This window comes from Bifidobacterium goeldii (assembly GCF_003951095.1).
In the GTDB taxonomy this organism is placed as follows: domain Bacteria; phylum Actinomycetota; class Actinomycetes; order Actinomycetales; family Bifidobacteriaceae; genus Bifidobacterium; species Bifidobacterium goeldii.
On record NZ_QXGL01000001.1, the window covers coordinates 14,912 to 27,442 of the forward strand.

The 12,531-nt window shown below is 62.7% G+C and carries 10 protein-coding genes; all 10 read left to right on the plus strand.

Translation table 11 applies throughout. The annotated features are described in order from the left end of the window. The first annotated feature begins 36 nt into the window (after positions 1–36). The 10 genes from D2E25_RS00050 to D2E25_RS00095 all read left to right on the plus strand — a co-directional run bounded on the left by D2E25_RS00050 (position 37) and on the right by D2E25_RS00095 (position 12,476). Positions 37–831: a hypothetical protein gene (locus D2E25_RS00050; protein WP_125979025.1), complete on the plus strand. Its 795-nt coding sequence runs from the start codon at positions 37–39 to the stop codon at positions 829–831. A 125-nt stretch (positions 832–956) separates the two neighbouring features. After that, positions 957–1,772: a hypothetical protein gene (locus D2E25_RS00055; protein WP_125979026.1), complete on the plus strand. Its 816-nt coding sequence runs from the start codon at positions 957–959 to the stop codon at positions 1,770–1,772. Between the two features lie 58 nt (positions 1,773–1,830). Further along, positions 1,831–2,955 carry a peptidoglycan-binding domain-containing protein gene (locus D2E25_RS00060; RefSeq protein ID WP_125979027.1) on the plus strand — a complete coding sequence of 375 codons (1,125 nt, stop codon included), beginning with the start codon at positions 1,831–1,833 and terminating at the stop codon, positions 2,953–2,955. Beyond that, the gene (locus D2E25_RS00065) at positions 2,952–3,650 is read left to right on the plus strand and encodes an ABC transporter ATP-binding protein (RefSeq protein ID WP_125979028.1); all 699 of its coding nucleotides are present in this window, start codon (positions 2,952–2,954) and stop codon (positions 3,648–3,650) included. The genes D2E25_RS00060 and D2E25_RS00065 overlap by 4 nt, the downstream gene beginning before the upstream one ends. Then, positions 3,643–4,857, plus strand: a complete 1,215-nt coding sequence (locus D2E25_RS00070; protein WP_125979029.1) for an ABC transporter permease — start codon at positions 3,643–3,645, stop codon at positions 4,855–4,857. Before D2E25_RS00065 ends, D2E25_RS00070 begins: the two co-directional genes overlap by 8 nt. 118 nt (positions 4,858–4,975) lie before the next feature. Further along, positions 4,976–6,517: a DUF3375 family protein gene (locus D2E25_RS00075; RefSeq protein WP_125979030.1), complete on the plus strand. Its 1,542-nt coding sequence runs from the start codon at positions 4,976–4,978 to the stop codon at positions 6,515–6,517. 68 nt (positions 6,518–6,585) lie between these two features. Continuing rightward, positions 6,586–7,269 (plus strand): DUF4194 domain-containing protein, encoded by a 684-nt coding sequence (locus D2E25_RS00080; protein WP_125979731.1) that lies wholly within the window; start codon positions 6,586–6,588, stop codon positions 7,267–7,269. A gap of 1 nt (position 7,270) precedes the next feature. Further along, complete coding sequence (locus D2E25_RS00085) at positions 7,271–10,816, plus strand: ATP-binding protein (protein ID WP_125979031.1); 3,546 nt, start codon at positions 7,271–7,273, stop codon at positions 10,814–10,816. Next, on the plus strand, positions 10,813–12,009 hold the full coding sequence (locus D2E25_RS00090; RefSeq protein ID WP_125979032.1) for a DUF3322 and DUF2220 domain-containing protein: 1,197 nt from the start codon (positions 10,813–10,815) through the stop codon (positions 12,007–12,009). Before D2E25_RS00085 ends, D2E25_RS00090 begins: the two co-directional genes overlap by 4 nt. Continuing rightward, the gene (locus D2E25_RS00095; RefSeq protein ID WP_164514634.1) at positions 12,006–12,476 is read left to right on the plus strand and encodes an aminoacyl-tRNA deacylase; all 471 of its coding nucleotides are present in this window, start codon (positions 12,006–12,008) and stop codon (positions 12,474–12,476) included. The genes D2E25_RS00090 and D2E25_RS00095 overlap by 4 nt, the downstream gene beginning before the upstream one ends. Positions 12,477–12,531: the final 55 nt, after the last annotated feature.

The window sequence follows — 12,531 nt, forward strand, 5'->3', positions numbered from 1 at the left end:
AACGGGCGGCGGCAACGTGCGGGAAGGGAGCTTGTGATGAAACCGAATCGTATGCTCGCGGGCATGGCCGTATGCCTGACGATGTTGGGATTGTTGGGTGGTTGTTCGACGCCGTTCACGCAGAGCGATCATGCCGACGATCCAGCGTCCACTTCGACGGCCGATCCGACCGGAACGACGACGGATGACGACAGCAGCATGGAGACGTATCCCGCGTCGACGCTTACCAAACAGTTCACTGCGTGCCTGGTTTCCAAAGGTTTCGACGCGCGCATTATGGGGGAGCGCAACAATCAGGTGGCCTTGTTGGAGATCGATTCGGCCGGCAATGCCGTACAGCCGAAGACCACGGTCGAGGATGACGGCACGGTCAACCGGGATTGGACCGGAGACCCGAGCTTGTATCCGAATATCACGTCGACCGGCGTCAGTTCGAACGCCGTCACTGGAAGTGATTTCCCGTATATCATCGCGCAAAACTCGGGGCAATTGGCCGGCTCGCCGTACGCCGCCAAGCAGGCCGACTATGCGGCGTGCGAAGCCCAGTACCCGAATTTCTCACAGGGCGTGACCGTGTACACGACCGACGATGCTAACGCGAGTGCCGAGGATAAGGCGGCCGTGCTGAAATTCGCGCAGGACGCGCGCACCAAGGGTTTCGATTGGGTAGCTGACCCAAGTGGCGACGAGCCGCTGCACATCGTGATTCCCAATACCGCGCCGGAAGCCGACGTGCGCCGCTTCTTTAAGGAATGTTCGACCGACGGTGTTCCGGTCGTGTTCAGCTGGGTGGGTGACTATTCGTACGACATCAACGACGTGCAACAGTGAGCTGCGGCAAACGGCGCCGCGCCAAGGTAAAGCGAAAGTGATGCGAAATCCTACCGACACGCAACGGAGCGCACGGTTGGATGAAAACATGACATTCGATAACGACAATTAACAAGGAGCTGATCATGATCACCTCATCTGATTTCCGTACCATGCGCCGAACCTTGACCGCCATTGCATCAGGCTTGTGTGTCATGGCGCTCGCCGCCTGCTCTGTGCCGTTCACTCAAAACAGTACAGACGATGCGAACAGTGCGACGGGCGGAAACACGGCCGGCGGTGGCACTTCCACCGCACGCGTCGACGAGACCGCGCGCAAGTTCGCCGCATGCCTGACATCCAAGGGCATCGAGGCGCAGACGACAATCGCGCCCGGTGTGAAGCCGAACGACACGTCGGCCGTTAAAAACGCGGTCGAAGTGCGTATGATCGACAAGGCTGGCCAGCCCATTGCTGCCGACGAGTCGGGCATGACCGTCAGCAGCGACGACGAAACCCAGAAGATGTACGCGAACATCATGTACACGTCGATCGACTACGGCAAGGTGTGGGTGATGTTCAAGGACTCCACCGCGCTGACCGGTTCGCCTTACGAGTCGAAACGGCAGGATTGGGCGGATTGCGAGGCAGCAAACCCGACCTTCGCGCAGCCGGCGCAAAGCAGCAACCCTAGCAACGCGTTCTCCGAGGAGGACAAGCAGTCCGTATTGCAGTATGCGAAGGACGCGCGCGATAAGGGCTTCGACTGGGTGGCCGATCCAAACGGCGACGAGCCGACGACGATCATCATCCCCAAAACCGTCAGCGAAGCGGACTTCCGCCGCTTCCTCAAGGAATGTCCGACCGGCAACCTGCCCGTCACCTTCGGATTCGAAGGCACGCCGGATGAATACGGCTACGACTACACGAAGGTGATGGACGAGGTATACGGCGTCAACTAGACGACCGGACAGTCGTACCGGCGCAAACAAGCGCAAACGGGCAAGGGGAGGAGCAACCATGGCACGCAAACAGACACGATCGGGCAATACGGTCCGTAAGATCGTCACAACCGTCGTTACGATCGTCATCATCGCCGCATTGGCAGTCGCGGTCATGATCACGAAACCGTGGACGATGATCGGCGGTGCGGCTGCAAGCCGGCGATCAGCATCGGCAACACAGGTGGATGTCACCACGTTGCGCACGCAGCCAGTCGTTAAAGGCGTGCTCAATGCCGAAACCCGCCTCGGCGCCAGTCTGCAATACGATGCGGCGCAGGATCTACTGCCCGCATCCGGCACGATTACCCAATTGCCGGTCGCTGGCAAACAGATCAACACCGGTGAACAGGTGTATGAGATGGACGGCGTACTCGTACCCCTGTTCCACGGTTCCCGCCCGTTCTGGCGCACGCTCGAAACCGGCGTCTCAGATGGCCCGGACGTGGCCCAGCTCGAAGAGAACCTCAAAGAGCTTGGCTACCTGCACGTGCAGGCCGACCGGCATTTCGACTGGCATACGCAAGAGGCCGTACGTCAATGGCAGACCAAGACGCTGGGACTTACCGGGGAAGCAGCCAATGGGGTCTTCCAACCGTCCTCGGTGGCGCTCGCCGCCACTGCGCCGATCCGCATCGCCACCGTGGGCGCGAAACTCGGGGATACGAACGTGAGCCCCGGCACCTATACGGGCGTCGCCCTGCACGCGCAGGCCACGCTCACCGCCACGCAGGCCGCCACGTTCAAGGCCGGCGACAAGGCGCAGGTCGTATTGCCGGACAACACGACGCTTGACACGACGTTATCCGCCGTCGACCAGGGCGGCCAGTCGACGGGCAAAGACGGTCAGGTCACCTCGCCGTCGGCGCGCATCGACTTCCCCGACCAGTCGCAGGTCGCTGGCTTCGGGGCAACCGCAATCAGCATCATCATTCCCAACGCTCAGGCCGCCTCCACCCAAGAGACGCTCATCGTGCCGGTAACCGCCATCATCGCATCCGCCGGCAACACGTACGCGGTCGAGGTCGTGCGCGGCGACAAGCTCGAACGCATAACCGTCCAACTCGGGCAGGTCGCGAACGCGCAAGTGCAACTCACCAAGGCAGACGGACTGAAAGAAGGCGACAAGGTGGTGGTGTCATGACAGACGCACTACTGACACTCGAAAACGTCACCAAATCGTTCCCCGGCAAAGACGGGTCGATGCTGGAAATCCTGCATCCGGCAAACCTGACGATCGGCCGCGGCGAACGCATCGCGATCATCGGGCCCAGCGGTTCTGGCAAGTCGACGCTGCTATCGATGCTCGGCACGCTCGACATGCCCACCTCGGGCATACTGCGCTACGACGGCGAGAACGTGGCCGCAATGGGGGAGAGACGGCGCAGTATCCTGCGCGCTGCTCGGATTGGATTCGTCTTTCAGCAGTTCCATCTGATCGCCACCGTATCCGCATTGGAGAACGTGATGGTTGGACTGCAATACACCGATCTGCCGCGCCGGCAACGCCACGAACGGGCCGTTGCCGCACTCGAACGAGTCGGATTGGGCGGGCGACTGAATCATCGGCCCTCGCAATTGTCAGGCGGCGAACAGCAACGCGTCGCCATCGCCCGCGCGCTCGTCAAACAGCCAGACATCATCTTCGCCGACGAGCCGACCGGCGCGCTCGACACCGACACTGGGCACGCGATCATCGACCTACTACTCGATGCGGAACGCGACAATGCGAGTCTGGTCGTCGTCACACACGACATGACCGTAGCCGCGCGCTTCCCACGCCGTCTGCACATCCGCGACGGCGTAGTGACCGAAATAACAGGAGACGATCATGCGTAAATCGGTCATGCGTAAACCCTGGCGAACCCGCATCGCGGACCTTCTGCACACCGCATGGATCGGTGCCACCGGCCGCATCTCGCGCACCGTGCTCGCTTCTCTCGGCATCGCGCTCGGCGTCGCTGCCTATGTGGCTCTGTCCGGCATCGCCGCATCGAATCAGGCTGCCTTGCTCGCCCAGCTTGATGCGCTCGGCGCGAACCTGCAGATCGTCGCTCCCGGGCAGGATGCCGCCGGGCAAACCGTTCCATTGCCCGCATATGCGCCCGAGACAATCGCCCGGCAACCCGGTGTCGAACAGGTCGGCGTCTTCGACGCCGCGCCCAGCGGCGTGCAAATCTTCAAAAACGAGCTCGTGCCCAAATCTAATGGCAATGCGCTCGCGCTCGCCGTCATGCGCCCCGGTGCGCTCGACGCCATCGACGCGAGTTTCGCGCAGGGCCACGGCATCGACCAGGCCAACCAGCATCTGCCGGTCGCGGTGCTTGGCTCCGAGGTAGCATACCGGCTCGGCGTCAACGAGCCCGGTGATCGTATCCTCATCGACAACGAATGGTATGGGGTGATCGGCATCCTCAACTCGCTGCCGCAAGCCGAAAACCTCAATTCGGCGGTCATCATCGGCGAATCGTGGGCACTCGCGCATTATCCCGACCAACAGGCAACCATCAGCGCTATCAGCGCGATGTACGTGCGCACCAAACCCGGCGACGCTGAATCAATCCGCCGCATGCTCGCCCACGCGGCGAACCTCACAGGCGGCAACGTATCCGTCAACGCGTCCGCCGACCTATCCAAAGCACGCAGCACCACCGACGATTCACTCACCGCGCTGGGATTGATGATCGGCGTGATCGCGCTCGCCGTGGGCGGCATGAGCATCGCCAATATGATGATCGTCACCGTCATGGAACGCCGCGGCGAAATCGGCTTGCGGCGGGCGCTCGGAGCCACACCCAGCAACATCCGCATGCAATTCGTCACCGAAGCGGCCATGCTCTCCATGTTCGGCGGCCTTGCCGGCATATTGATCGGCGCCGGCGCGGCCGCTGGCGTGGCGTTCGCGGCCGGCCAGCCGCTCGCCCTCGACTGGCAGGCTTTGCCGCTCGCATGGGGTGCGGCCGTGCTCGTTGGCATTCTCGCAGGACTATATCCGGCCACACGCGCCGCGAGGCTTACTCCGACCGAAGCGTTGCGCAGCGAATAGACGACCACGGTCCTTCCCGCACAGGGCGCGCGCGGCACGGCGGGTGCCGTCTCGCGCTTCATGGGGAACGGCGTGATAGCCTTGTTTTCTGCATCGAGAAAGCGAGGCGGCAGGGTTCATGGGCGATGTCAGACGGGAAATGGAACGGCTGCGACCGGTCTATGATACCGGCGTGTTGCGCCTGCTGAGACGAGAAACCTCACGGCTTTATGTGGCGCTGCTGCGCGCCGCATTCGACCCGCTCACCAGCGAACTGCCGCGCGAAGCCCTTGAAGAACACTTCGCGCAGGATCTCTCCATGCTTGCCGACTCCGGCGAATACGCGCCGAAACCGGATCAAACTTACGCTGAGGCGGCCCGACAGATCCTTATAGACCTCAGCCGCGAAGGAGACGGCGACTACGCGTGGCTTGCCAATGCGCACGACGCGGCATCACACCGCTTCCTCTACCGGCTCACCGCCCGCGCGCATCGCGCGATTGAAGCATTATCCAAGCTTGAGGACGACACTCGTACACTGTCCGGCGCCCAAGCCAACAGCATCATCATGGAGATCGAGCACGCGCGCATGCAGCTGACCTCCGATCCAAGCGAACGCGTGCGCCTGCTCACCGAGGAAATCAACGAACGGAAACGCGAAATCGAACGCATCCAACAGGGCCAGGCAAACGCCGACCTGACCGACGCGCAGGTCGCGGACGTGATCGCCGTCATCCACAACACGCTGCGCGGCGTGCCCATCGACCTGCGCGAGCTCGTGCTCGCCGAACGCGACAATGGCGACGCACTACGCCGGCGCATGCAGGGCGGCGACATGAGCGTCGATGATATTCTCAATGCCTACCACAACGAGTACCGGCACGCGTTCGACGATTCGGATTCGGGCCGCCGGTTCAATGACGCGTTCCAGGTGATCATCACCGACGAAGGCCGCCAACAGATCGACGATGCGCTACGCGACATCGCCAAAACCCCGTATCTGGCAGGTTCCTCGGGTGCGCTGCTCGATCAGGTTCGCGACGAACTCGCGTTGATTTATGACGGGTTGGAAGCGGTGCGACGCCAGCAGCGCGTCTCCGACGAAGCGGTCAGCCGACTCGTCCGCCAGCAGACCGATACGCGTTACCGCACCATGCTCGGCATGCTTAACCGCCTGTTCGTCCATCTCAACGCGGATGCGAAAGCGCATCCGAACGATCCGTCGCGCCCTTACCGCACCAACGGTTCGGTCGCACAGGTCGCCGCACTGCCGACGCGTCCGGCCCGCTCCATGACCCGAACCGCGACCCGCAGCCTCGCCGACATGGAACCGGATGCCCTGCAAGGATATGACGGCCAACCCATCGATCTCAAAGCCATGATCGTGGGCGGCGGGCCACGGCTCGCACGCATGATCTCGCTCATCCGTCTCAACCCGGTTATCCTCGACGACGGGCTCATCGACATCGCCGCCAGCTTCAATCAGCTGCCGGACGAGGAACGTCGGGAAAGCGAACTTGTCGGCTTCCTCGGCGCACTGCCGGAACATGACGGGCCGGATGCCGCCACATGGCGCTGCACGTCGCTCGACGGCGAACCGCGGGATTGGACGACGCCGCCGATTCTGGCCAGCCACGACGAACTGGACGACATCATCAAGGAAGAAGGGGAGCAGGCATGAACGAACCGAACCCGACCATGCACAACGACGATGAACGCGGCGCGCTGGCCGCGCCGGATACGGACGACATGCCGAATGCGGGCGACGGACAGACGGAGCCGTCGGTCAACCCATACTCCCTGTTCGACAATGATCTCGGCGATATGACCGCCGACGCGCGCCGGGCCGCGATCGCACTCAAACGCGAACGCTACATCGACGGGGAACTGTACGACATCGCGCTCGACAACCGCGACGCCGTGGAACGCTCACTCAACAACGACCTGCTCGAACTGGTCGTCAGCCAGCGCTATCGCATCATGATCGCCATGCCGGTGGCCAGCGACGACGTCGCATTGCGCTCGCTCAAAACCCGCGTCAGCCTCAAACGCGAGGAAGCCGCACTGCTCGCATTCCTGCGCATCCGCGTGCTTGAATACGACAACGCGCGCGAGAGCGCGGAAGACTGGTTGATCAGCCTTGAGGAAATACGGTCGGCGCTCGCCACCGGCACCGGATACTTCGCCTCACGCAACGACGAGGAAAGCGTGCTCAAACAGGTCGGAGCGGTCGTGTCCTCAATGTGCACGTACGGATATCTCGAACGCAGTGCGGACGATGAGACCATCTATCGGATCACACCGCTGGTGCCGGTGGTGCTCGGCCGCGAACTGGCCGAATCATGGTTGGATATCGCCACCGGCGGCGATGAAACCGCGACGGATATGGATGTGACGGATGTGACGGACGCAGACGACAAGGAAGGGGAGTAGCATGCCCGCAGCATTGCAGATGATCGCCGATCGCTGGATGATGGAAAGCCGCCGGCTCGTCAACTGGGGCTCATACGAGGGCTACCATGAGTTCCGTCCGTCGATGGATAAGAATCTGCCGGTAACGCTGCTCGCCGGCGCCAGCGAATCCGGCAAATCGACGCTCGTGGACGCGCAGATCTCGCTCCTGTACCCGACCGGCACGCCGTTCAACAAGGCATCGAACTCCGGTCGCTCCGAACGCAACGACTACACGTATCTGCTCGGCATGACCGGCACAGGCGATGACGACCGACCCAACTACCTGCGCGGACACGACAGCGACGGCGCACCGCAGGCCGTGTGGGGTGCGATCGTCGACACGTACCGCAACCTGACTGACGGGCAGACGCTGTCATGCGGCAAATTCCTGTACCTGCTGCCGGGCGACGAGAAAAACGCCGTCCGCCGCCAGTATGCGGTGTGGGACAAGCCGATCGACCCGCGAGCCATGGACCAGTACCGGGATGCGCCGTTTACGCCCACGCAGCTGAAAACCGCATACCCGCAATGCCTCACGTTCCCCAGCGCGGAAGCATTCCACGCGCACATCTGGCCCATCATGGGCCTAAGCGCCGACGCCTGCCGGCTGCTCGCCAAAATCCAGTCCGCCGACGCGCCCTCACGCCTCGACGACATCTTCAAGCAGGGCGTGCTCGGCGTGCCGGAAGCGCTCGGACTGGCACGCAGCACGGTCGAAGACTACGACCGGTACGCGGAAAACTTCCGCAGCATGGAGGACAAGGCCAAGCGCATGGACAAGCTGCGCGACATTCGCGACAGCTACGAAGCCTATGATGCGGCACGCCGGGAAGCGAACCGGTTCCGAACGGTCGACCCGTCCACGCCGGACGGCGTGCACACCATACGGCGATGGTCCATCGCCCGCATGGCCGCCACGGTCGCCGCGCAACTGCCGGCCGACGAAGCCGAACGCGACACCAGACAGTCCGACGCCGACGCGGCCGGCCGCCACGCGGACGAACTCAACGCGCGCATCGACGCGATCCGCAGCCAAATCAACGGCTTGGACGGCGGCAACCTCGCACGTCTCGAATACGAGCTCGCCACGGCTCGGCACACGCTGGAAACCGTGGCGTCCACACGTGAACGCATCACGCGTGCCTACAACGCCATCGGCACAGCCATGCCCGCCGACGGCAAGGCATGGGAACAGGCGCGCATCGACGCGGCCACGTTCAAACGCGAATACGCACAGCGCAACGACGAGCTCGAAGCCGCACGCGACACCGCGGCCAGCGCACGAGCCGACGCCAACGCCACGCTGCGCGCCCTCGAACGCGACTATCGGCGGCAAAGCGCACAACGCACGCGTATTACACAGCAAATGGATGACGCCCGCGCCATGCTCTGCCGTGCCACCGGGCTCAAACCGGAAGAACTGCCGTACGTCGCCGAACTCATGGACGTGCATGACGCGGACGAAGCATGGCGCCTCGCGATGAACGTCGTATATGCGCCCATCGCGCAAACCATCCTTGTCGACAAACGCCACGAACAGGGATTCGCAGCCAAAGTCAGCACCATCGACCCGCACGCCATGATCCGACGCACATGGCAGTTCGTCGACACGACACGACGGTCGGACAACGGGAATACGATCGCGGCCGCACTGGCCGATGCCGCCGACGGTTACGCCGACGTCGACCACGGCAAGGCCGATCCCGTCTATGCCGATGCCAGCGATTGGATGTCCAGCAAACTCCGCTTCCGCGAAGACTCCCCGTTCACCGCATGGCTGCGCGAGCAAACCCGATCCGAACGCTTCGACGCACGATGCGTCAAAGCCATCGACGACACGGACCGCGCCACCCGCCAAGTCCAGGTCGACGGGCAGATCAAATCCGGCAAACGCGGCCAGCACGGCGTCAAAGACCGTCAGCAGATCATCGGCTTCGTCAACGAACAATACCTCGAACAACTGCGCCAGCACATCGACGACGCCCGCACCGCAGCCGACAAGGCCGAACACGCATACGCGGACGCCAAAGCCGCCTCCGAACGTCTTCGCAACGAAAACATGCTCGCCGACCAGCTCGCCTACACGACATGGGAAAACGTGGACATGGAAGGCGCCGAACAGCGCATCCGCGATATCGAAACCACCATCAAATCGATCAAAGACAATCCCAAGCTCGCCGAACTCACCGATCTGAAAGACGCGCTCGGCGATGAGCTCGGCCACGCATTGCGCCGCCAATCCGAAGCACGGCAAGCCGCAGACCAGGCTGCTGCGGCGGTCGACGCGGCCCGCGCATGGCTGGCCGATCACCATGAGGCCACGAATGCGGCAACGGCCGACGGCCAACAATCCGCATCACTGGATGACGATGTCGCCGCCACGCTCCGAACCGCCTACGATCAGCGATTCGACAGCCTCCCCAACGACACCATGCGTGCGCACATGATCATCGGCGCCGGCAATCGTGTCGGCAACTCTGCCGTAGCCGCTGGCAAACCGTTCGATGAGCGAATCATCGACGGCATCGGCAAGGACATGAGTGCGATCATCGCCAGACTCAACAATACGGTCGAAGCCAAGCGCACCGCCGTCGAACTGCGCATGGCCGGATACGCCGAACAATACGCGTCCGACGACGACGCGCTCACCGCCAGCGTGAACGACTACCGGTACTATCTCGAGGAACTCGAAGGGCTGTCGCAACTGGTCGCCACCACTGCCACCGCGGGCGAATACCATCGTTGTCTCAACCATCTGCTGATGAGCCTGCTCACGCTCAAACGCACCCTCGACACGGATGCGGGCGATATCCGTGACCAACTCGATCGCATCAACGCGATGCTGCAAGGCCAGCAGTTCGGCCCACGCCACGGCAGCCTGTCCCTGCACGCGGATGTGCGTCGGCCGGACAGGGATTTCTCGGCAAAACTGCAGCACGCCATCGGCACGCTCAACGATTGGAAGACGTCGCAGGGGCAGGTCGACGCGATCGACCCGAAACGCACGTTCGCGGCATGCGCGGCGATCATCGAACTGCTGCGCGTTGATCTGGCGAAAGTCAAGGACGTCAACGGCGTACGCGATTATGGCGCACGCAATCTTGATCCTCGCTGCCGTTCGGCGTTCTATGCGCTCGTGCATCACAGCGACGGGCAGGACGAGCGCATCACGTCGACCGGCGGACGTTCCGGCGGCGCATTGCAGGAACTCACGTCGTTCGTGTACGGCGCGGCGCTCATCTACATGCTCGGCGGCGGCATGGAACGCCGGCTCAAGCCCAGCTACACGACCCTGTTCCTTGACGAGGCGCTGATCAAGGCCGACGGCCGATACACGCGGCGCGCGCTCACCGTACTGCCGCGGCTCGGCTTCCAGGTGATCGTCTCCGCGCCCGAAAGCAAAACGGGGGAGATCATCGAAGTGTCCACCAAGGCGTACGTGACGGTCAAGGATCCGAACAGTGGGCGCACGTCGCTGCGCGAAGCCACGTGGAGCGGATACGAGACGGACGAGGAACTGGCATGAAAACCGTGCGACAGATCGTTGACGTGGTGGAGCGCCGACTCACGTCCGACATGTTTCGACTCGAGCCGCGCTTGCCGATGACCATTCCGATCGGTCTGCCGGGCCGTGCGGATCTGGAAACGAATGTTGTCGCCGTGCACGACAACAACAACGAGATCCGCACATGGGCGCGCCGTCATGGCTGCCCGGTCGAAACCGTTGTCCGCACAATAGGGACACCGGTCGAATTGATCTCCCACGTCATCATTCCTGACGAACAAACCGCGCTGCGCGTCTCCGGCAACGCGCTCGCTGCCCGGTATCGTTCCGCCCGGAAACGGTACGGTACCGTGCGTGAAACGTTCCCGATCGACGAGGAAACGGCCATGCAGGCCGTCCGGCTCGCGAAGGATGAGACGGACGTGGACTTCGCGCTGCTGCTGCAAGTGGCCGGCTACTGCGCCTCGCATGACGTCGCCGGCCTGCGCCCGCGCGCGGTGCCGCTTGCCGGGTTCAGCGCGAAATGGCTGGACCGCAAGGCCGCGAAACGCCGCAAGGTAGTGGAACTGTTGAGTGGCAAACCGTCGCTGGAATTGGATGATCGTCCTCGGGAGCTGCGGTTCCGGCACCTTGACCCGACTCGTGCGCTGCAGCCGGACGTGGTGGCCATTCGCCCGTGGGACGACGGCGCGAAAATGAGTATTCGACACGTGGTGATCGTGGAGAACAAGGACACGTACCAGTTGATGCCGCCAATCAGTGACGGATTGTGCGTGTTCGGATCCGGCAAAGCTGCGGTGGACGGTTTGGCGTTGCTGCCATGGCTGTTCGACGAGCGTTCCACGAACGTTCGCGTGCTGTACTGGGGCGATATGGACGCGGCCGGCTTTGAGATACTCTCATCAGTTCGTCAATTGGGGGTCGACTGCGATTCTCTGTTCATGGATCGTGCTGCGTACAACCGGTACGGCATGTTCGGCACGAACCTCGACCAGGACGACAAGCCACTGAGCCGTCAAGTGCCGAAACCGTTGCCCGGATTGCGCGACGGCGAACGGGAACTGTACGAGGCGCTATGCACGGGAGAGGGCGTGCCGTATTTGCGGCTCGAACAGGAGCGCATTCCCATTGCCGACGCGGCACAAGCATTGTCGGCGATCGGGTTCCCCGTAGCGGGGCAGGTTGCAGCAGAGGGACAAGGAGCTGTCGGATGAACGATAAATACGCGCAAATCGTACGGTTTGCAGCCGAACACGCGAATCGTGCGCGACTTATCAAACATGAGACCGCGATCGTGGATCTGGTGTCCGCGGCCAGCGTATTCGACGTGAGCTGTGCGGCGGCGACTTATGTTGTGGAGGCAAAGGAGGGCGTATTCGCAGTGGTTGCGCTCGCGTCCGGGCATCTTCGCTGGCGGCCGCTTGGTCGCGCGTTGGGATTGCGGCAGATTCACCTGGCGGCGCCTGATCTGGTCAAGGAGTATACTGGCTACGATGTCGGCACGGTAGGGCCGCTGTTCCTCAACATCCCCATGTACATCGACCGACGTCTACTTGCACACGACATGGTCTACTGCGGCACGGAGGACGCGCATCACACGCTCGCCATCGACCCGCAGCTTATCGTCGAGCAGAACAATGTCGCCGGCTGGTTCGACGGCGGCGAATTCGAACAACAATAGATGCGGATAGATGCAAGCAGGCGCGAATAGTACGAATTAGCGCCAACGATGACAG